At 75.3% G+C, this 20,741-nt stretch carries 19 protein-coding genes; 11 read left to right on the plus strand and 8 right to left on the minus strand.

Annotated features, from left to right (window positions below; translation table 11 throughout):
* Positions 1–68 precede the first annotated feature (68 nt).
* The 6 genes from BUE37_RS19220 to BUE37_RS19245 all read left to right on the plus strand — a co-directional run bounded on the left by BUE37_RS19220 (position 69) and on the right by BUE37_RS19245 (position 7,268).
* Entirely contained in the window at positions 69–1,727 is a 1,659-nt protein-coding gene (locus BUE37_RS19220; protein WP_073422064.1) for a hypothetical protein, read from the plus strand.
* Between the two features lie 98 nt (positions 1,728–1,825).
* Positions 1,826–2,836, plus strand: coding sequence for a thioredoxin-disulfide reductase (trxB, locus tag BUE37_RS19225; protein WP_073422234.1), 1,011 nt, complete (start codon positions 1,826–1,828; stop codon positions 2,834–2,836).
* 119 nt (positions 2,837–2,955) lie between these two features.
* Positions 2,956–3,282 (plus strand): thioredoxin, encoded by a 327-nt coding sequence (gene trxA, locus BUE37_RS19230; RefSeq protein WP_073422065.1) that lies wholly within the window; start codon positions 2,956–2,958, stop codon positions 3,280–3,282.
* 256 nt (positions 3,283–3,538) lie between these two features.
* Positions 3,539–4,630: an N-acetylmuramoyl-L-alanine amidase gene (locus tag BUE37_RS19235; RefSeq protein ID WP_245794767.1), complete on the plus strand. Its 1,092-nt coding sequence runs from the start codon at positions 3,539–3,541 to the stop codon at positions 4,628–4,630.
* 234 nt (positions 4,631–4,864) lie between these two features.
* Positions 4,865–6,265, plus strand: a complete 1,401-nt coding sequence (locus BUE37_RS19240) for an aminotransferase-like domain-containing protein (RefSeq protein ID WP_073422067.1) — start codon at positions 4,865–4,867, stop codon at positions 6,263–6,265.
* 4 nt (positions 6,266–6,269) lie between these two features.
* The gene (locus BUE37_RS19245; protein ID WP_073422068.1) at positions 6,270–7,268 is read left to right on the plus strand and encodes a D-alanine--D-alanine ligase family protein; all 999 of its coding nucleotides are present in this window, start codon (positions 6,270–6,272) and stop codon (positions 7,266–7,268) included.
* A gap of 56 nt (positions 7,269–7,324) precedes the next feature.
* Here the strand turns inward: BUE37_RS19245 and BUE37_RS19250 are convergent, their stop codons facing one another.
* From BUE37_RS19250 to rpmH, 8 genes are all read right to left on the minus strand, one after another.
* Complete coding sequence (locus tag BUE37_RS19250) at positions 7,325–8,383, minus strand: ParB/RepB/Spo0J family partition protein (RefSeq protein ID WP_073422069.1); 1,059 nt, start codon at positions 8,381–8,383, stop codon at positions 7,325–7,327.
* Positions 8,380–9,501 (minus strand): ParA family protein, encoded by a 1,122-nt coding sequence (locus BUE37_RS19255; protein WP_073422070.1) that lies wholly within the window; start codon positions 9,499–9,501, stop codon positions 8,380–8,382. The genes BUE37_RS19250 and BUE37_RS19255 overlap by 4 nt, the downstream gene beginning before the upstream one ends.
* An 87-nt stretch (positions 9,502–9,588) precedes the next feature.
* Positions 9,589–10,260: a 16S rRNA (guanine(527)-N(7))-methyltransferase RsmG gene (rsmG, locus tag BUE37_RS19260; RefSeq protein ID WP_073422071.1), complete on the minus strand. Its 672-nt coding sequence runs from the start codon at positions 10,258–10,260 to the stop codon at positions 9,589–9,591.
* Positions 10,257–10,892, minus strand: a complete 636-nt coding sequence (locus tag BUE37_RS19265) for a Jag family protein (protein WP_245794769.1) — start codon at positions 10,890–10,892, stop codon at positions 10,257–10,259. Before BUE37_RS19265 ends, rsmG begins: the two co-directional genes overlap by 4 nt.
* 115 nt (positions 10,893–11,007) lie before the next feature.
* A complete protein-coding gene (yidC, locus tag BUE37_RS19270; protein ID WP_073422072.1) occupies positions 11,008–12,195 on the minus strand; it encodes a membrane protein insertase YidC in 1,188 nt (395 codons plus the stop codon).
* A complete protein-coding gene (gene yidD, locus BUE37_RS24920; protein ID WP_073422073.1) occupies positions 12,188–12,613 on the minus strand; it encodes a membrane protein insertion efficiency factor YidD in 426 nt (141 codons plus the stop codon). Before yidD ends, yidC begins: the two co-directional genes overlap by 8 nt.
* On the minus strand, positions 12,610–13,074 hold the full coding sequence (gene rnpA, locus BUE37_RS19280) for a ribonuclease P protein component (RefSeq protein WP_342742291.1): 465 nt from the start codon (positions 13,072–13,074) through the stop codon (positions 12,610–12,612). The genes yidD and rnpA overlap by 4 nt, the downstream gene beginning before the upstream one ends.
* Positions 13,013–13,150, minus strand: coding sequence for a 50S ribosomal protein L34 (gene rpmH, locus BUE37_RS19285; RefSeq protein WP_040338882.1), 138 nt, complete (start codon positions 13,148–13,150; stop codon positions 13,013–13,015). The genes rnpA and rpmH overlap by 62 nt, the downstream gene beginning before the upstream one ends.
* A 683-nt stretch (positions 13,151–13,833) precedes the next feature.
* Here rpmH and dnaA point away from each other — a divergent pair.
* The 5 genes from dnaA (at position 13,834) to BUE37_RS19310 (ending at position 20,736) form a co-directional block, all read left to right on the plus strand.
* Complete coding sequence (gene dnaA, locus BUE37_RS19290) at positions 13,834–15,816, plus strand: chromosomal replication initiator protein DnaA (protein ID WP_073422075.1); 1,983 nt, start codon at positions 13,834–13,836, stop codon at positions 15,814–15,816.
* A gap of 893 nt (positions 15,817–16,709) precedes the next feature.
* A complete protein-coding gene (gene dnaN / locus BUE37_RS19295) occupies positions 16,710–17,894 on the plus strand; it encodes a DNA polymerase III subunit beta (RefSeq protein ID WP_245794771.1) in 1,185 nt (394 codons plus the stop codon).
* 140 nt (positions 17,895–18,034) lie between these two features.
* Entirely contained in the window at positions 18,035–18,967 is a 933-nt protein-coding gene (gene gnd, locus BUE37_RS19300) for a phosphogluconate dehydrogenase (NAD(+)-dependent, decarboxylating) (RefSeq protein ID WP_073422077.1), read from the plus strand.
* Positions 18,968–19,060: 93 nt separating this feature from the next.
* Entirely contained in the window at positions 19,061–20,239 is a 1,179-nt protein-coding gene (gene recF, locus BUE37_RS19305; protein WP_073422078.1) for a DNA replication/repair protein RecF, read from the plus strand.
* Entirely contained in the window at positions 20,236–20,736 is a 501-nt protein-coding gene (locus BUE37_RS19310) for a DciA family protein (RefSeq protein ID WP_073422079.1), read from the plus strand. The genes recF and BUE37_RS19310 overlap by 4 nt, the downstream gene beginning before the upstream one ends.
* Positions 20,737–20,741: the final 5 nt, after the last annotated feature.

Consider the following 20,741-nt stretch of genomic DNA (forward strand, 5'->3'; position numbering starts at 1 on the left):
GGGTACGGGACACCGGTGCCGGGGCGGCGTGCCTCCGGCGGGGAGCAGACAGGGGGTCGGCAGCGTCCGTGACGTCGACGATCACCGGGCTCCCCGACCGCTACCGCCCGCTCGACGAGATCGGTCCCGAGGAGCGCACCGACAGCGGGGTCATCCACAGCTGGCGGGCCAAGGACCGGATCCTCAACCGCGACGTCGCCATCCGCGTGCACGTCCCCGGCGGCCCGCCCGCCCGGGCGTGGATCGCGCGGGCGCTCACCGCCGGCGGCCTGGCCACCCCCGCCCTGGCGATGGTCTACGACGCCTCGGAGGGCACCGGCGGGGAGGCCGGCGTCGCCTACGTCGTCAACGAGTGGATCGACGGCCAGACCCTCGCCGAGCGGCTCGAGTCCGGGCCGATGGACGAGCGCCAGGCTCGCACCGTGCTGCGCCGACTGGCCGAGGGCGTCGCCGAGGCGCACCGGGTCGGCCTGGCCGTGGGCGGCCTGGGCCCCGAGACCGTCGTGCTGCGCCCCAACGGGCTGGTCGGCCTGCGCGCCGTGCCGGCCGCCGCCGGCAGCGTGCAGGAGGACATCGCCGCGCTCGGCGCCCTGCTCGAGTACTGCCTCACCGGCCGCACCTCCGAGGGGCCCGGCCCCGGCCCGGTCATCGCCGCGCCCGACCTCGCCGCCCTGGTCCGCCGCGCCCGCTCCACCGAGCCGGGCGCGCGGCTGGCCAGTGCCGCCGCGATGGCCGCGCTGCTCGCCGAGCGTCCCCGCTCGCACTCCTCGGTCCCCGTCCGCGACCGCGACGAGAGCGACAGCGGCTGGCTGCGCCGGCTGCGCGAGCACCGGGAGGCCGAGCAGTCCGGCGCCCGGCCCGACGCCACCCAGGCGGTCGCCCCGGTCGGCGGCGCGCCGCACCGGCTCGTCCCCGGCACGCTGCCCCCTGTGCCGCCCGCCCCCGCGCACGCCGAGCCCCGGCACGCCGAGCCCCAGCACGCCGAGGCCGAGGACGCCTGGCTCGAGGACGACCGCCGCGACGACGTCTGGGACGACGACGTCCTGGCCGGTGACGACCACGACGACGAGGACGACGAGCCGCGCTCGAGCACGTCCCGCCGGCTGCTGGTCATCGGCCTGCCGCTGGCCGCGCTGGTCGTCGTCGTGCTGCTGGCCCTGTGGGTGGGCAACAACCTGCTGTCGGTGTCCGGCGAGGTCGACTCGCCCGGGACCACGCCCCCGGCCCCGACCAGCAGCGCGCCGGCCGAGGACAGCGCCGCCCCCACCTCCGCCGCGGCCGGGCCGGTCGCCCTCGCCGGCGGCGCGGTGTTCGACCCCTTCGGCGACGGCGAGCCCGAGAACGACGACGAGGTCCCCGCCTCCTTCGACGGCGACCCGGCCACCACCTGGTCCACCCTGAACTACCGGGGCTCGGCCGACTTCGGCAACCTCAAGCCCGGCGTCGGCGTCGTCTACGACCTCGGCTCGGCCCAGGCCGTCGGCGGTGTGACCCTCACGACCAGCACCCCCGGCATCGCCGTCGAGGTGCGCACCGGCGACGCCCCGGACGGCGAGCTCGACTCGTTCGCGGTCGCCGCCGCCGGCACGGTCGACGGCACCGCCGAGCTGGCCTTCGAGGAGCCGGTGACCACGCAGTACGTGCTGGTCTGGGTGACCGGCCTGGTGCCCGCCGAGGACGGCTTCGCGGGCACGCTCGCCGAGGTCGCCGTCACCCCCGCCGGCTGACCACGGCCTGACCACGGCCTGATCGCCGGGCGCCGCCACGCGGCCGCCGGCGGCCCTCCGGCGGGAATCCCGCCCTACGATGCCGCGTTGTGCCGCACGTGACCGATCCCCAGCCCACCCCCGGCCCCGCCACGACGACCGAGATCACCTCCCCGGTCATCCCGCCGGCGGAGCACGATGGCGTCCGTGACCTGATCATCATCGGGTCGGGCCCTGCCGGGTACACCGCGGCGATCTACGCCGCGCGGGCCAACCTGCACCCGCTGGTCTTCGAGGGCTCCCAGTTCGGCGGCGCCCTCATGACGACCACCGAGGTCGAGAACTTCCCCGGCTTCGCCGAGGGCATCCAGGGCCCGCAGCTGATGGACGACATGCGCACCCAGGCCGAGCGCTTCGGCGCCGAGCTGGTCGCCCGCGACGTCACCGAGGTCGACCTGAACGCGACGCCCAAGGTCGTGAAGGTCGGCGACGAAGTGCACCGGGCGCACGCGGTCATCGTCGCCACCGGCTCCAAGTACCGGTACCTGGGCCTGGACAACGAGCAGCGGCTGCTCGGCCGCGGCGTGTCGGCCTGTGCCACCTGCGACGGGTTCTTCTTCCGCGACCAGGACATCGTGGTCGTCGGCGGCGGCGACTCGGCGATGGAGGAGGCCACCTTCCTCACCCGCTTCGCCAAGAGCGTGACCGTCGTGCACCGCCGCGAGGAGCTGCGCGCCTCGAAGATCATGCAGAAGCGCGCCCAGGACAACGAGAAGATCCGCTGGGCCCTCGGCAAGCAGGTCACCGACGTCCTCGGCGAGCAGACCGTCTCCGCGGTGCAGCTCACCGACGTCGCCAGCGGCAGCACCGAGGAGCTCCCGGTGTCGGGCCTGTTCGTCGCCATCGGCCACGACCCGCGCAGCGAGCTGTTCGCGGGCCAGCTCAAGCTCGACGACGAGGGCTACGTGCAGGTGGAGCACCCCAGCACCCGCACCAACATCGACGGCGTGTTCGCGTGCGGCGACGTCGTCGACCACGTCTACCGGCAGGCGATCACCTCGGCCGGCACCGGCGCGGCGGCGGCCATCGACGCCGAGCGCTGGCTGGCCGAGACCTTCGACGAGCGCTGACGAGGACCCCCTCGCAGGGCCGTTCCAGCACGTCACCACGGCGGGCATACCGCACCCCCTCCGCGGGTTATCCACCCCGGAGGCCCACCGGACCTCGACCGACCAGAGGGAGAACGACCATGGCAGGCAACACCGTGACGGTGACCGACGCGAGCTTCGCGAGCGACGTGCTGGGCAGCGACAAGCCCGTGCTCGTCGACTTCTGGGCGGAGTGGTGCGGGCCGTGCAAGATGGTCGCCCCGGTGCTGGAGGAGATCGCCCGCGAGCACGGCGAGAAGCTGACCATCGCCAAGCTCAACATCGACGAGAACCCCCAGATCGCCCGCGACTACCAGGTGATGTCGATCCCGACGATGACCGTCTTCCAGGGCGGCAAGCCGGTGAAGAGCATCATCGGCGCCAAGCCGAAGGGCGCCATCCTCTCGGACCTCGCCGACTACATCTGAGCCGGCGCACGGTCTGACGGAGGACCTCCCTGCCCCCACCGCTCGCACGCTCGCGGCGGGCCCCTGCAGGGAGGCCGTTCCAGACGGTCCCCAGGGCCCCGCTCGTCCGCACCGGACGGGCGGGGCCCTCGGCGTCCGCGGCGCGCGCGGGGCGACCCCCGGCGGGCCGGATGGTGTCGCGCACGGGACAATCGAGGGCACGATGGGTAGCGAGAGCAGCATGGAGCCGCTGGGTCCGGGCAGTACCGGACCGGCGGTGGCCGACGTCCGGGCGGCGCTGCGCAGCCTCGGGCTGCTGGCGGTCGACGCCGCCGCCGGCGAGAGCGTCGGCGAGGAGTACGACCCCGCCACCGAGCTCGCCGTCCGGCACTTCCAGCAGGTGCGCGGGCTCTCGGTCGACGGCCGCGTGGGTGAGGAGACCTACCGGGCGCTGTCGGAGGCGCGCTGGTCGCTGGGCGACCGGCTGCTGCACCACGACCCCGAGCGCCCGATGCGCGGCGACGACGTCACCAACCTGCAGGAGCGGCTGCTCGAGCTCGGCTACGACGCCGGCCGCGCCGACGGCATCTTCGGCCGCGAGACCGAGACCGGGCTGCGCGCCTTCCAGCGCGACTACGGCCTGACCGCCGACGGCACCTGCGGCCCGGGGACGCTACGCGCGCTGCGCCAGCTCGGCCGCAAGGTCACCGGCGGCCGCCCCCAGCTGCTGCGGCAGAGCGCGAACTTCGTCGACAGCGGGCCGCACCTCATCGGCCGGCGGATCGTCGTCGACCCGGGGCACGGCGGCGCCGACACCGGCTTCACCGCCGGGGAGACCACCGAGGCCGACCTGGTGCTCGACCTCGCCAGCCGGATCGAGGGGCGCCTGGCCGCCGCCGGCGCCACCGTCTACCTCACCCGCGGCCGCGACCAGAACCCGACGGCGGAGCAGCGGACGGCGTTCGCCAACGACGCCCGCGCCGACCTGTTCATCTCCCTGCACATGGACGCCCACGGCTCCGAGCACGCCCGCGGGGTGGCCAGCTACTACTACGGCACCGGCTCCGGCACGTCGTCGACGGTGGGGGAGCGGTTCGCCGACCTCGCCCGCCGCGAGATGGTCGCCCGCACCGGCATGCTGGACCTCGGCGGGCACCCCAAGACGTGGGACCTGCTGCGCTGGACCCGCATGCCCGCCGTCCGCCTCGACTGCGGCTACCTGTCCCACCCGGTGGACCGGCTGCTGCTGCTCGACGCGCGGCTGCGCGGCACGGTCGCCTCCGCGGTGCTCGCCGCCGTCCAGCGGCTCTTCCTCCCGGCGGAGGCCGACCCGCCCACCGGCACGTTCGTGTTGCCCCAGAAGGTGTGACGGCCACATCGTCGGCCTACCGGCCGACACCGCGGCCAGGAGCCGTCCCCCTGGTGGGCTGAGCCCTGCCCTGCCGTCCCGGCCGGGAGCCTCCGGCCCCGCGGTCGGTCCGGCATCCCGCGCGGGGCGGCTCACCGGTGTGACCTCTGTGACGGGTGTAGCCCCAGGTGTGACGGGTCCGTCTCACCCGCCGTGTCGGGGAGGCGGACCGGTGCCCGTCCCTACACTCGGTCCGTGGCCTCCACCCCGCCGTCGCACGGCCAGCCGCACCGCACCCCGCCGCAGCAGCACGGGCACGTCATCCCCCGTCACCCGCGGCTGGACCCCCTCGCCGACCGGTACGCAGCCCGCACCCACGGCATGAAGACCTCGGAGATCCGCGCGCTGTTCTCCGTCGTCAGCCGGCCCGAGGTGGTCTCGCTGGCCGGCGGGATGCCCGCGGTCACCGCGCTCCCGCTCGACGCCGTCGGCTCGATGATCGGCGAGCTGGTCAGCGGCATGGGCGCGCAGACGCTGCAGTACGGCTCCGGTCAGGGCGACCCCCGGCTGCGCGAGCGCATCTGCGACGTCATGGCGCTCGAGGGCATCACCGACGCCTCGCCCAGCGAGGTCGTGGTGACCGTCGGCTCGCAGCAGGGCCTCGACCTCGTCACCCGCGTCTTCTGCGACCCGGGCGACGTCATCCTCGCCGAGGGCCCCTCCTACGTCGGCGCGCTCGGCGTCTTCCAGGCCGCCGAGGCCCGCGTGCGGCACGTGCCCATGGACGACGACGGGCTGATCCCGGAGGCGCTGGAGCAGGCGCTCATCGAGTGCCGCGCCAACGGCGACCGGGTCAAGTTCCTCTACACGGTGCCGAACTACCACAACCCGGGCGGCGTCACGCTGTCCGAGCCGCGGCGCCAGGCGATCGTCGACATCGCCGACCGCTACGACCTGCTGGTCATCGAGGACAACCCCTACGGCCTGCTCGGCTTCGACCGGGAGCCGATGCGCGCGCTGCGGGCCCGCGACGCCCAGCGGGTCATCTACCTCGGCTCGTTCTCCAAGACCTTCTCGCCGGGCCTGCGCGTGGGCTGGGTGCTCGCGCCGCTCGCCGTCCGCGAGAAGCTCGTGCTGGCCACCGAGGCGCAGGTGCTCTGCCCGCCGTCGCTGACCCAGTACGCCGTCGCCCGGTACCTCGACACCCAGCCGTGGCGCGAGCAGATCAAGCTGTTCACCGAGCTCTACCGGGAGCGGCGCGACGCCACCCTGGAGTCCCTCGACGCGCTCATGCCGCCCGGCACCACCTGGACCCGCCCCGACGGCGGCTTCTACGTGTGGCTGAAGCTCCCGAACGGCCTGGACAGCAAGCTCATGCAGCCGCGCGCGGTGAACGCGCACGTCGCCTACGTGCCGGGCATCGGCTTCTACGCCGACGGCTCGGGCCGCGAGTACATGCGGCTGTCCTACTGCTACCCCGAGCCGGACCAGATCCGCGAGGGCGTGCGCCGCCTGGCCCGGGTCATCGAGGCCGAGCTGGACCTGCACTCCACCTTCGACGCCGTCGACACCGGCACCTTCCGCGCGGTCGGGCGGCCGACGCACACCGCGGAGACCATCGTCGGACCCGCCAACAGCGACCGGATCGAGGACTGAGCACGTGACCGAGCCCGCCCCCTCCCCCGTGGCCGAGCGCCCGGCCGAGGAGACGCCGCTGCGCGCCGTCGTCCTCGCCGGCGGCCTGACCTTCGAGCGCGAGGTCAGCCTGTCCTCGGGCACCCAGGTGGTCGAGGAGCTCGCGCGCGTCGGCGTCGACGCCGAGCTGCGCGACGCCGACGCCGAGCTGCTGCCGGGCCTCGCCGCGGCACCGGCCGACGCCGTCTTCATCGCCCTGCACGGCGCCACCGGCGAGGACGGCGCCCTGCGCGCGGTCCTCGACCTGGCCGGCGTCCCCTACGTCGGCTCCCCGGCCGCGGCCTGCCGCCTGGCCTGGGACAAGCCCGCCGCCAAGTCGGTGGTCCGCACCGCCGGCGTGACGACGCCGGACTGGGTGGCCCTGCCGCACTCGACGTTCCGCGAGCTCGGCGCGGGCGCCGTCCTCGACCTGATCGTCGCCCGCCTGGGGCTGCCGCTGATGGTCAAGCCCGCCTCCGGTGGCTCCGCGCTCGGCGCCCAGAAGGTCTCGCGGGTGGAGGACCTGCCCGCGGCGATGGTCAGCTGCTTCGCCTACGGCGACACGGTGCTCGTCGAGCGGTTCGTCGACGGCGTCGAGGTGGCGCTGTCGGTCGTCGACCTGGGGGAGGGCCCCGAGGCGCTGCCGGCGGTGGAGATCGCCCCGGAGTCCGGCGTCTTCGACTACACCGCGCGGTACACGCCCGGCCTCACGGAGTACCACGCGCCGGCCCGGCTCGCGGACGACGTCGCGGCCCGCGCGGCGCAGCTCGCCGTCCGGGTGCACGAGGCGCTCGGCCTGGCCGACCTGTCCCGCACCGACGCGATCGTCTCGCCCGACGGCGAGGTGCACTTCCTCGAGGTGAACGTCTCCCCGGGGCTGACCGAGACGTCGATGTTCCCGATGGCCGTGGAGGCCGCCGGGCACGACCTCGGCGAGGTGCTGGCCCGGCTGCTCACCCGCCGGGCCCGAGCCCAGCGCCCCTGAGACCGGCTGCGACAGCGCCCGGGTTCCGTCCGTGACGGAACCCGGGCGCTGTCGTCTCAGGACTCCTCGTCGTCCTCGCGGCGGCCGGTGATGTCCGGCGCCATCTGGCCGATGATGCGCTGCAGGTCGTCGACCGAGCCGAACTCGACGACGATGCGCCCCTTCGCCCGGCCGATCTGGATCTTGACCTTGGTCTCGAAGACGTCGGACAGCCGGCCGGCGAGGTCCTCGACGCCGGGCGCGCTGATCCGGCGGGCGCGCCGGCGCGAGGCCGGCTGCTCGGCGGCGGCGAGGGCCACCGCCTCCTCCGTCGCCCGCACCGACAGGCCCTCGGCGACGATCCGGCCGGCGAGCGCCTCCTGCGCCTCGGCGTCGCCCAGCCCGAGCAGCGCCCGCGCGTGGCCGGCCGAGATGACGCCGGCGGCCACCCGGGTCTGCACCTTCACCGGCAGCTTGAGCAGCCGGATGGTGTTGGTGACCTGCGAGCGGCTGCGGCCGATGCGCTGGGCCAGCTCCTCGTGGGTGGCGCCGAACTCCTCCAGCAGCTGCTGGTAGGCCGCGGCCTCCTCCAGCGGGTTGAGCTGGACCCGGTGGATGTTCTCCAGCAGGGCGTCGCGCAGCAGCGCGTCGTCCTCGGTGTCGCGGACGATCGCCGGCACCGTCTCGAGCTCCGCGGCGCGGGCGGCCCGCAGCCGCCGCTCGCCCATGATGAGCTCGTAGCCGCCGCCGGAGTCGCTGCCGCGCTCGCGGACGACGATCGGCTGCAGCAGGCCGAACTCGCGCACCGAGTAGGTGAGCTCCTCCAGCGCCTCGTCGTCGAAGACCTGGCGGGGCTGGCGGGGGTTGGGGACGACGTCGGTGACCGCGACCTCGCGCAGCTGCGCGCCGGGCACCCCGACGGCCGCCTCGGCCTGGGCGGCGACGGTCGCCGCGGCCTGCGCGGCGGGGGGCAGGAGGGTGACCGGGGAGCCCGCCATCGTCCCACCCGTCTCCGGGGCCCCACCCGCCTCGGGGGCGGGCGCGGCCTCGGTCTGGGGCAGCGTCGGCTGCTCGACCGGGGGAGCGGTGGGGATGAGCGCCGCCAGGCCCCGGCCCAGGCCGCCACGCTTGCTCATCGGGTCTCCTCGGAGGTGGGGACGGGCAGGACGCCGGCGTCGGACTCGGGGAAGGCGCGCTTCAGGGCACCCGACGGCGGGCCCGAGGACGGCCGGATGGCCGGCATCGGCGCGGTGGCCGGGGCCGGCGGGGGAGACGGCGGGCCCATCGGCCGGGGGTCGCGCTCCGGCTGCAGGTGCACGCCGCGCTCGGCGAGCTCGCGGGCGGCCTCGACGTAGCTGGTCGACCCGCGCGAGCCCGGGTCGTAGGTGAGCACCGACTGCCCGTACCCCGGCGCCTCGGACACCCGGACGTTGCGCGGGATGACCGTCGTCAGCACCAGGTCGCCGAAGTGGCTGCGGACCTCCTCCGCGACCTGGTCGGCGAGCTTGGTCCGGGCGTCGTACATCGTCAGCAGGATGGTGCGGACGGCGATCCCCGGGTTGAGGTGCGCCCGCACCAGCTCGATGTTGTTGAGCAGCTGCCCGAGGCCCTCCAGCGCGTAGTACTCGCACTGGATGGGGATGAGCACCTCGTCGCCGGCCACGAGCGCGTTCAGCGTCAGCAGGCCCAGCGACGGCGGGCAGTCGATGAGGACGTAGTGCGGCCGCTGGTCCTCGGGCAGGCCCTGGATGTAGCCCTCGATGGCCCGACGCAGGCGGTACTCGCGGGCGACGACGGACACGAGCTCGATCTCCGCGCCCGCCAGGTCGATCGTGGCCGGGACGCAGCGCAGCAGCGGGCTCGCCGTCGTGGGGTGCACGACGTCGGCCAGCGAGCTGTCGCCGACGAGCGCGTCGTAGATCGACGGCGTCCCGACGGTGTGCTCGACGCCGAGCGCCGTGCTGGTGTTGCCCTGCGGGTCGAGGTCGATGACCAGCGCCCGCAGGCCGAACAGCGCCAGCGCGACGCCGAGGTTGACCGTCGAGGTGGTCTTGCCGACGCCGCCCTTCTGGTTGGCGACCGTGATGACCCGGATGCGGCCCGGCGGCGGGAACGGCTCCTGGTCGGCGGCGTGCAGCACGCGGGTGGCCCGCATCGCCTCCATCGCGATGGGGCTGTCGAACTCCGCGCCGCCGGAACTGGCCGACGAGTCGGCCGCGAGGCTGCTCCGCAGCCGCTGGCCCGGGTCGGTCATCGGGGGTCCTCCCTGCCGTCCCGTTTCACGTGGAACGGGTACGGGTTGCTCTGTGCGTTCCACGTGGAACGCGGCGTAGCCGAGCGGTCACCGCGTGCCGCGCGTCATGACCACCACGGTAGTGGCAGCGTCCCCGAGCCCGGCACCGACAGCCCGCGCGTGGACGTCGCGCATCCCGGCGGCGGTCAGTTGCGGGAGCATCGCCGGCAGCTCCTCGACCGCGCGGGCGCCGACCAGGGCCACCAACCGAGCGCCGGGGCGCAGCAGGCCCCGGCACCAGCCGACCAGCCGGGGGAGCGCCGCGACCGCCCGGGCGGTGACGACGTCGACCGGCCCCACCGCGGTGACCACCGAGCGCTCCTCGGCGCGGCCGCGGACCACCCGCCAGCCGGTGCCGAGCTCGGCGACGACCTCCTCGAGGAACTCCACCCGCCGCGCCATCGGCTCGACGAGGGCGAGCGAGAGGTCGGGTCGGGCCAGCGCCAGCGGGATGCCGGGCAGGCCCGCCCCGCTGCCGACGTCGACGACCCGGGCGCCGTCGGGGACGGCCTCGGCCACCGCGGCGCTGTTGAGCACGTGCCGCTCCCACAGCCGCGGCACCTCCCGCGGCCCGATCAGGCCGCGGGTGACGCCGTCGGAGGCCAGCCGGGCGACGTAGCGCTCGGCGTCGGGCAGCGCCGCCCCGAAGACGTCGCGTGCGACGGGCGGGGCCGGTGGGGCGGACGGGGCGCCGGCCGCCTGCTCGGAGGGGCCGCTCACCGCTCCGGCAGGACCACGACGCGGCGGGCGGGCTCCTCGCCCTCGGACTCGCTGCGGACGCCGGCCACGCCGGCGATGACGTCGTGGACGACCTTGCGCTCGAAGGGGTTCATCGGCGACAGCCGCTCGGGCTGCCCGCTGCCGGCCACCCGCGCGGCCGTGTCGGCGGCCATGGAGGTGAGGTCGGCGCGCCGCTTCGCGCGGTAGCCGCCGACGTCGAGCATGAGCCGGCTGCGGACGCCGGTGGCCTGGGCGACGGCGAGTCGGGTGAGCTCCTGCAGCGCCTCGAGCACCGCGCCGTCGGAGCCGACGAGGTCGTCGAGCTCGCCGCCGACGATGGCCACCGAGGCCCGGTCGCCCTCCACGTCGAGGTCGATGTCGCCGTCGACGTCGAGGATGTCGAGCAGCCGCTCGAGGTAGTCGCCGGCCACGTCGCCCTCGCGGACGAGCAGGTCGGTGCCGCGGGGGGCCACGCCCTCGACGGCCGGCTCGAGCGCGGCGTCGGCGCCGGTCTCGTCGGTGTCGGGGAGCTCGACGTCGGCGACCGGGCCGGTGGCCGGGCTCAGGACGGCGCCGGCGGTGACCTCGGCGGTCGCGGCGGTGTCGCCGGCGGGCTGGTGCGGAACGCTCACGGAGGGACCTCCAGTCGGTGCGGGCAGCCGGGCGTACCCGGGGGTCAGGAGCCGGCCGGCGCCGTCGCGGGGACGGCGGCTCGGGGCCGGCGGGTGCGTCCGCGGGACGCAGGGGTCAGCGGCGCTTCTTCTTCCCGCCGGTGCCGGCCGCGCGGCCGTGCGGCGGGCGGCCGGGGCGGTTGCCCCTGCCGGCGCCGTTGGCCGACGCGCCGCCGGAGCCGCCGGACCCGTTGCCCGACCTGCCCGACGCGGTCGCGCCCCCGGCGCCGGTGCCGTTCGCGGGCGTGCCGTCGGCGGGTGGGCCGTCCGCGGGGCCCGTGGCGGGCGTGCCGCCGGCCGTCGCGCCGCCGGTGGCCGCGCCCGTGGCGCCGTCGGTGCCGTTGCCGTCCTTGGTCAGGGCGACGCCGGGGGTGGCGGGGCGGCCGCTCCTACCGGGGCGGACCGGCTTGGCGCCGGGCTTGGGGGCCAGCGTCTTCGGGTCGATCGCCGGCTTGTCGGCGGCGGCCTTGGCGAGCGCGGCGGGGGAGCCGGGCGGGGGCAGCTTGCGCAGGATGAAGAACTGCTGGCCCAGCGTCCACAGGTTGTTGGTCATCCAGTAGAGCAGGACGCCGATCGGGAAGAAGAAGCCCGTGACGAAGAGGCTGATCGGCATGCCGTAGAGCAGCAGCTTCTGCACCATCGCGGCCTGGCCCTCGACCGGGCCGGAGCGCGCCATGATCTGCTTCTGCGTGATGTACGTGGTGACGCACATGATCACCATGAGGATCAGCGCGACGGTGCGGATGCCGCCCTGGGAGACACCGGGCAGGGCGAGGATGTCGGTGGCCTTCTGCCCCGTCATGTTGAACGACGAGGAGATCGGCGCGCCGAACAGCTCGGCCCGCGCCGCCTGGTCGGTGAGCTCGTCGGACCAGCTGTAGAGGCCGTCGGCGCCCGGACGCAGCCGGCGCAGGACGTGGAACAGCGACAGGAAGACCGGGATCTGCGGCAGGATCGGCAGGCAGCCGGCCAGCGGGTTGACCCCGCGCTCCTTCTGCAGCGCCATCATCGCCTGGCTGAAGCCCTGACGGTCGGCGCCGTACTGCTTGCGCAGCTTCTGGATCTCCGGCTGGATCTCCTGCATCGCCCGCTGGCTCTTGACCTGCTTGACGAACAGCGGGAACAGGATCAGGCGCACGGTGACGACGAGGAACACGATCGCCAGCGCCCAGGTGATGCCGGCGGCCGGGTCGAGGAACGTCGAGAACACCGAGTGCCACGTCTTCATGACGAAGGCGATCGCGGTGTACAGCCAGTCAAGCAACGCCAGCCTCCTGCTGCGGGGTCCGGCGGTCAGCCGGCGGGGTCTCGGGGGCGGGGCGACGGGCGCCGTCGGCGGCGGGCGCCGCGGGAACCGGTCCCGCGGGCGTCGCTGTCATCGACGTGCGGCCGTCGCCGCCGGTTCCGGCGGTCGCCCGCCCGGCGCGCGGCGCCGGGACCGGGTCGAAGCCACCGGGGTGCCAGGGTGCGCACTTGAGCAGCCGCCGCAGTGCCAGCCACGACCCGCGGGCGGCGCCGTGGACGGCGACCGCCTCGGCGGCGTAGGCGCTGCAGGTGGGCGCGAAGCGGCAGCGGGGCGGCAGGGCCGGGCTGATCGCGCGGGAGTAGAAGCCGATCGCCGCGAGCAGGGCGCGGGCGACCGGGCCGCGGCGACGGGGTCCGGGCCCCGCTCCGCCGGTCACGACCGCGTCCGCTCGCGCAGCAGCCGGTCGAGGCCCGCGGCGAGGTCGCGGCGCAGCACCGCCGAGTCGGCGGTGCCGGCCTCGGGCCGCGCGCGGACGACGAGGTCGGCCGTGGCGGGCAGGCGGGACAGCTCCTCGCGGACCGCCGCGCGCAGGCGCCGGGTCACGCGGTGGCGGACCACCGAGTTGCCCACCGCCCTGCCGACGACGAAGCCGGCCCGGGGGCCGGACGCTGCGGCCGGACCGTCCCCGGACACGTCAGGACCCCCGGCCGCGCTGGCCGGGGGTCGGACGGGGAGGTAGTGGAGCACCATGGTCGGCCGACCGGCCCGCCGGCCGGACCGGACGACCGCGGTGAACTCCGGACGCCGGCGCAGGCGGGCCTGCGCGGGCAGCACCTCAGGCGGAGAGCTTCTCGCGACCCTTGCGGCGGCGGCCGGCGAGGATCGCGCGGCCCGCACGGGTGCGCATCCGCAGCCGGAAGCCGTGGGTCTTGGACCGCCGGCGGTTGTTCGGCTGGAAGGTGCGCTTGCTCACGGGGAACTCCTACGGCAGGACGTCGGTGGTGCGGACCCGCCGGTGGGCAGGCACGCTGCGGGGTACGGGGCGGGACGGCACTCGCCGCTCCGCGCGACCCCGGAGGCTGGTCTCCGGGCACCCCGACGGGTACACGGACTCCGCCCATCATAACCAGGGCGGCGGGGAGGACGGCCAGGACCGGCGACGGCCCCTCCGACCGGGCGCCCGGTACGGGACCCGGCCGGGGACCGGGCCCGGTGCGACCGCTCAGGCTGCACCCCCGGGGCGGACGGTTGGTGGCGACGCGCCGACCGGGAGGGGACGACACGCCGAACGACACGCACACCGGGGGCCACCGGGGCGCCGGGACGTCGTTGCCGGGCTGTGGACGGGGCTGTTAGCGTCGCCGTCGCTCCGGTCCGGGTGACCTGCCCGGCACGGGGGCCGACCACCCGGTCGACCTGACCGCCGTCCGCCTCGAGCCGTATCACGACCTCCCTCCCGATCAGCGACGACGCCGGGACCGACCCGCCAGCGGCGAGTCGACAAGGCGCCGTGTCGCCGGTCGTGCACAGCCTGTGGACACTCGTGTGGATCCCGTGTGTCCGGACGTCCACACCCGGGCGCCGCGGCACCGGGGACCCGGGACGCGCGGGACGGTCGGACCACGGGGACAGCACCAGCTTGGGGAGGACACGGTCATGGCCGATGCCACGGAGGACCTGGCGGAGGTCTGGGACTCGGTCCGCGAGCGGCTGGCCACGAGCCTGACCCGTCAGCAGAACGCGATGCTCAACCTGACCCGGCCGGTGGGCCTCGTCGGGGGCACCGCCGTGCTGGCCGCCCCCAACGAGTTCACCCAGACCGTGCTCGAGTCCCGCATGCGCCGGGTGCTGGCCGAGGCGCTGTCCGAGCAGCTCGGCCGCGACATCGGCGTCGCCATCCAGCTGGAGGACGCCCCCGCCGGCGCCACCGAGCCCGAGGCCCCGACCCGCCGTCCGTGGACGCCGCCGGTCCCCGAGCCGACCGACGAGGACCGCGAGCGGGCCGACGACGGCCGCAGCGCCTTCGGTGTCCGCAGCGACGCCCGCCCGCTGGAGCGCGCGCCCCGCGACGGCGCCCCCGGCTACGACGACCGTCCCGCCTTCGACGACCGTCCCTTCGACGACCGCCCGTTCGACGACCGCCCCTTCGACGACCGTCCCTTCGACGGCGCGCGGGCCGAGGCGCCGCGCGGGCGGGAGGACGTCCGGTACCCCGACGAGCGCTTCGGCGACGGCCGGTACCCCGACGACCGCCGTGCCGAGGACCGTCGCGCCGACGAGCGCCGTGCGGACGACCGCCGTGGCGACGACCGCTACGCCGACGCCGCCCGCTACGAGACCGCGCGGCCGGCCGACACCCGTGCGGCCGAGCCGTCCGCTGACGGCGCGGGGGAGTGGGGCGGCACCGACTGGAGCCCCGCCGTGCGCGGCCGCGGCCGCCGGCGCGGCGTCCGGCCGGGGGAGGGCGCCGAGGTGCTGCCCTTCGACCTCGGCGACGACGCCCCGCCCGCCGACGAGCCCGAGGGCCGGCGCGACCGGGGCCCGGCGCGGTCCGGGGGCGGCGCGGTGCCGCTGTTCGGCGACCGCCGTCCCCCGGCGGGCCTGGACCCGGGCCTGAACCCCAAGTACGTCTTCGACAGTTTCGTCATCGGCAACAGCAACCGGTTCGCGCACGCCGCGGCGGTCGCTGTCGCCGAGGCCCCGGCGCGGGCCTACAACCCGCTGTTCGTCTACGGCGACTCCGGGCTGGGGAAGACGCACCTGCTGCACGCGATCGGCCACTACGCGGCGCGGATGTTCCCCAACGTGCGGGTGCGCTACGTCAGCACCGAGGAGTTCACCAACGAGTTCATCAACCTGGTGCACTCCGGCCGGGCCGAGGACTTCCGCCGTCGCTACCGCGACATCGACTTCCTGCTGATCGACGACATCCAGTTCCTGGAGCGCGCCGAGCGGACGCAGGAGGAGTTCTTCCACACCTTCAACACGCTCCACAACGCGAGCAAGCAGATCGTCATCACCTCCGACCGGGCGCCGAAGAAGCTGACGACGCTGGAGGACCGGCTGCGGACCCGCTTCGAGTGGGGCCTGATCACCGACGTCCAGGCGCCCGACCTCGAGACCCGCATCGCGATCCTGCGCAAGAAGGCCTACGGCGAGCGCCTGCAGGTGCCCGACCCGGTGCTGGAGTTCATCGCCAGCAAGGTGCAGACCAACATCCGCGAGCTCGAGGGCGCGCTGATCCGGGTCACCGCCTTCGCCAGCCTCAACAAGCAGCAGGTCGACCTGCCGCTGGCCGAGCTGGTGCTCAAGGACCTGATCAGCGACGAGCAGGGCCCGCAGATCACCGCGGCGATCATCATGGCGGCTACCGCGGAGTACTTCTCCGTGACGATGGAGGAGCTGCAGGGCGCCAACCGCAGCCGCACGCTGGTCAACGCCCGCCAGATCGCCATGTACCTGTGCCGGGAGCTCACCGAGCTGTCCCTGCCGCGGATCGGTGCGTCCTTCGGCGGCAAGGACCACACCACGGTCATGCACGCGGTCAAGAAGATCACCAACCTGATGAGCGAGCGCCGGGCCACCTACACGCAGGTGACCGAGCTGACCGCCCGCATCAAGAGCCGCGCCCGCCAGTAACCCGCGCCCGGCCCGCGCCGTCCCGCCGGCACGGAGGGGTCCCGCGCCGGGATGTCCACAGCCGGAGGACGGGGACCGGGGCCCGGGCGGCCACCTCCGGCTCCCGTCGTCCCGCGGCTGACGGGCGGTGACCGGCCTCCCGGCTGTCGACATCGCGCCGAGTTGTCCCCAGGGATGTGCACACCCTGGGGAGATCGTGATCGGGGCGTGACGCCGCCGTCGCGAGCGGCCTGGCACGGGGTGCCGTCCCCAGGGAACTCCCCAGTGTGTGTACGGAGCACCTCGCTCCCGTCCCGACCTGCGCCTTCGTCCCCTCCGGAGGCCTGCGTCCCCACCCCACGGCGGTCGCGGCGCGGCCGCCGCCGGCGGGCTGGGACACGGCCTGGGCACGGACTGGGGACGGGCAGGGGGTGGGACGGGGACAGGACGTGGATCCGCGGGGGTCGTTGTGCACGGCCGTCGAGATGTCCACGTGTCGACAACAGGAGCACGCCGGTTCCCCACAGCGGGCCAACATGTCGACTCGGGCGCTGACCTGCGCGAAGGGCCTCGATCCCCAGCTTCCACACCGGTGATGACGGAGATGAGGGATAGAGATCGAGATTTCCTTTAACCCCAGTAGGGGTGGGGAAGTCCCGGCCCGGGGGCCTCCAGGCGATGAAGAGCAGCGACGAGGAGCAGGGGACGCGACGACGGGGACGAGGACGAGAGCGACGACAGGAGCAGGAACAGGACAGCGACCCCGGCGGCATCACGGCGGCGACGGGACACCTGATCGGGTCCCGGGTTCCCCCGGCCGTGCACCGACGGGCACGATGAACCGCGCAGGACGGACAGCACCACCCCGGTGAGCACGGACGCCGGGGAGCGGTGCGCAGAGACAGCAGTGGACCGTGCAGAGCTGGGGTGGGTCGGTCATGGAGTTCCGGGTGACACGCGAGGTGCTCGCCGATGCCGTCGCGTGGACGGCGCGCAGCCTCCCGCCGCGGCCCTCGGTGCCGGTGCTCGCCGGCATCCTGCTCGAGGTCGACGGCAGCCAGCTGTCGGTGTCCGGCTTCGACTACGAGGTCTCCGCCCGCGCGGAGGTCGACGTGCAGGCCGCCGAGGCCGGCCGCGTGCTGGTGCCGGGCCGGCTGCTCGCCGAGATCACCCGCGCGCTGCCCCCGCAGCCGGTCGACATCCGCGCCGAGGGCCCACGGCTGGCCATCACCTGCGGCAACGCGCGGTTCAGCCTGCCGACGCTGCCGGTCGAGGACTACCCGTCCCTGCCGTCGATGCCCTCGTCGGCCGGCGTGGTCGACAGCGACGTCTTCGCCGAGGCGGTCGGCCAGGTCGCCGTCGCCGCCGGCCGTGACGACACCCTCCCCATGCTCACCGGCGTCCGCCTGGAGATCGACGACGACCGGGTGACCCTGGCGGCCACCGACCGCTACCGGCTCGCGGTGCGCGAGTTCGCCTGGCGGCCGGACACCCCGGGCACCTCGGCCGCGGTGCTGGTCCCGGCGCGCACGCTCGCCGACGCCGCCCGCACGCTCACCAGCGGCCCGGAGATCACCGTCTCGCTGTCCTCCGGCGGCTCGGGCGAGGGCATCCTGGGCCTGTCGGGCAAGGACCGGCAGACCACCACCCGGCTGCTCGACGCCGAGTTCGTCAAGTACCGCGCGATCATGCCGAGCGAGTCCGCGGCCAACGCCACGCTCCCGGTCGCGCAGTTCACCGACGCCGCCAAGCGCGTGGCCCTGGTGGCCGAGCGGGGCACGCCCCTGCGCTGCGAGTTCACCCCCGGCCAGGTCACCCTGCGCGCCGGCGGCAGCGACGACGAGGGGCAGGCCGAGGAGCGCTGCGACGTCGACTTTGACGGCGACCCGCTGACGATCGGCTTCAACCCGACGTTCCTGCTCGACGGGCTCGCCGCGGTGCACACCGGCCGCGCGCGGATGGACTTCACCAGCCCGCTCAAGCCCGCGGTGCTCTCCGGCGTCGAGGACCCGGCCACCGACGACGACGGCGCCTCGCGCCCGGCCGAGCGGCCCGGCAGCTACCGGTACCTGATCATGCCGGTGCGTCTCCCCGGCTGATCCCAGACCGCAGGACGGGGCCCGATCGGGCCCTCCACGGAGGTGTCCCGGGCCGTGCGCCCGGGCACCGCACCCCGCGGGCACCCGCACCGGCGCGTGCGCCCGCATGACGACGACGGTGTGCGACGAGAGGAAGAACCGTGCAGCTGGGGCTGATCGGGCTGGGCAAGATGGGCGGCAACATGGCCGAGCGGGTACGCCGCGCCGGCCACGAGGTCGTGGGGTACGACCGGGCGCCCGGCAAGCGGGACGTCGACAGCCTCGAGGGGCTCGTCGGCGCGCTCTCGGCACCGCGCGTGGTGTGGGTGATGGTCCCCGCCGGGGAGCCGACCCGGCAGACGGTGCGCGAGCTCGGTGAGCTGCTCGAGCCCGGTGACGTCGTCGTCGACGGCGGCAACTCCAAGTTCACCGACGACAAGGTGCACGCCGAGATGCTCGGCGAGAAGGGCATCGGCTACGTCGACGCCGGCGTCTCCGGCGGCGTGTGGGGCCTGGAGAACGGCTACGCGCTGATGGTCGGCGGCTCGGCCGACGACGTCGCGAAGGTGCAGCCGGTCTTCGACGCGCTCAAGCCGCCCGCGCCCACCGACGAGTCGGGCGAGGCGATCCCGGGCGCCGGCTTCGTGCACGCCGGCCCGGTCGGGGCCGGCCACTACGCGAAGATGGTCCACAACGGCATCGAGTACGCGCTGATGCAGGCCTACGGCGAGGGCTACGAGCTGCTGGCCGCCGTCGACCTGATCGAGGACGTCCCGGGCGTCGTCGCCTCGTGGACCCAGGGCACCGTCATCCGCTCGTGGCTGCTGGACCTGCTGGTCCGCGCGCTGCAGGAGGACCCGGCCCTCGAGCGCATCCGGGGCTACGCCGAGGACTCCGGCGAGGGCCGCTGGACGGTCATGGAGGCGATCGACAACGCCGTCCCCATGCCGACCATCGCGGCGTCGCTGTTCGCCCGCTTCTCCTCCCGCCAGGAGGACTCGCCGACCATGAAGGCGGTCGCCGCGCTGCGCAACCAGTTCGGCGGGCACGCCGTCCAGGCGATCCAGGCGCAGGAGGTCGAGCGCCCGGCGTGATGGAGGACCCCCCTGCCCCCCACCCCTCGCAGGCTCGCGGCGGGGCCCTGCAGGGGGGCCGTTCCAGCACCTCACCACCGGCCGGGTGCTGACGTGTACGTCCGGCACCTCCAGCTCGTCGGGTTCCGCAGCTGGGACAGGGTCGACCTGACGCTGCGGCCGGGGCCGACGGTGTTCGTCGGCCGCAACGGCGAGGGCAAGACCAACCTCGTCGAGGCGGTCGGCTACCTCGCGACCATGGGCAGCCACCGGGTCTCCGGCGACGCGCCGCTCGTGCGGCACGGCGCGCCCCAGGCGGTGGTCCGGGCGGCGCTGCGCCGGGAGGACCGCGAGCTGCTCGTCGAGGTGGAGATCAACCCCGGCCGGGCCAACCGGGTGCGGGTCAACCGCTCCCCGCTGGCCCGGCCGCGGGAGCTGCTCGGCCTGGTGAAGAGCGTGCTGTTCGCGCCGGAGGACCTCGCGCTGGTCCGCGGCGACCCGGCCGAGCGGCGCCGGTTCCTCGACGACCTGCTGGTCAGCCGCACCCCGCGGCTGGCCGGCGTGCGCAGCGACTACGAGCGGGTGCTCAAGCAGCGCAACGCCCTGCTCAAGACCGCGCGGATGGCCCGCGGGGACGCGCTGGCCACCCTCGACGTCTGGGACGCCCACCTCGTCGACCTCGGCGGGCAGCTGCTGGCCGCCCGGCTGGCGCTGGTGGCCGACCTCGCGCCGCACGTGGCGCGGGCCTACGCGACGGTCGCCGGCGCGGGCGCCGCCGTCGCCGGGCTGGGCTACGCGAGCACCGTGCCGCTCGCCGGCGAGGGCGCGCCGCTGGCCGAGGGCGCGGCGACGCCGACGGCGGGCGAGCTGTCAGCGGCGCTGCGCGAGCGGATCGCCGAGCGGCGGCGCGACGAGGTCGACCGCGGGATGACGCTGGTCGGCCCGCACCGCGACGACCTCGTGCTGCACCTGGGCCCCGCGCAGGCCAAGGGCTTCGCCAGCCACGGGGAGTCCTGGTCGCTGGCCCTGGCGCTCAAGCTCGGCTGCTTCGCGCTGCTGCGGGCCGACGGCGAGGAGCCCGTGCTCGTCCTCGACGACGTCTTCGCCACCCTCGACGCCGGGCGGCGGGCCGCGCTGGCCGACGTCGCCCGCTCGGCCGAGCAGACGCTGATCACCGCCGCCGTCCTCGACGACGTCCCGCCCGAGCTCCGGGGCGCCCGCGTGGAGGTCGGCGGCGGACACGCGATCCTGACGGTCGAGAACACGGCCGACGACGAGGGAGGGTCCCCGTGAGCGAGGACCGGCCGGCCCGGCCCAGCGACATCGCCCGCGCCGCGCTGGAGGCGGCCCGCGCGGCCTCCGCCGCACGGCCCGCGCCCACCCGCCGCCGGGTGGCCGGCCCGCGCCGTCGCTGGACCGGCCCCCGCCCCGGCGACGACGACCCGCAGCCCCTGGGCCGGCTGGTCGACTCCCTGGTGAGCACCCAGGACTGGTCGGAGCAGACCCGCGTCGGGGCGGTGTTCGGCCGCTGGTCGGCGATCGTCGGCGCCGACATCGCCTCGCACTGCCGGCCGGAGACCCTCACCGAGGGCGAGCTCCTCGTCGTCGCGGAGTCCACCGCCTGGGCCACCCAGCTGCGCCTGCTCGCGCCGACGATCCTCGCCAAGCTGCGCGCGTCGGTGGGCGGGGACGTCGTGACCCGGCTGCGCGTTGTCGGACCGACGGCCCCCAGCTGGAAGAAGGGCCCGCGGTCGGTCCGCGGGCGGGGGCCCCGCGACACGTACGGATGAGGACG

This window comes from Geodermatophilus nigrescens, assembly GCF_900129495.1.
In the GTDB taxonomy this organism is placed as follows: Bacteria; Actinomycetota; Actinomycetes; order Mycobacteriales; family Geodermatophilaceae; genus Geodermatophilus; species Geodermatophilus nigrescens.

What these genes read in the sequence shown, in the direction of transcription:
- dnaA (WP_073422075.1), top strand. Translation starts at nt 13,834, where the DNA reads ATGGCCGATGCCACGGAGGACCTGGCGGAGGTCTGGGACTCGGTCCGC.
- BUE37_RS19250 (WP_073422069.1), bottom strand. Translation starts at nt 8,383, where the DNA reads ATGAGCAAGCGTGGCGGCCTGGGCCGGGGCCTGGCGGCGCTCATCCCC.
- BUE37_RS19255 (WP_073422070.1), bottom strand. Translation starts at nt 9,501, where the DNA reads ATGACCGACCCGGGCCAGCGGCTGCGGAGCAGCCTCGCGGCCGACTCG.
- trxA (WP_073422065.1), top strand. Translation starts at nt 2,956, where the DNA reads ATGGCAGGCAACACCGTGACGGTGACCGACGCGAGCTTCGCGAGCGAC.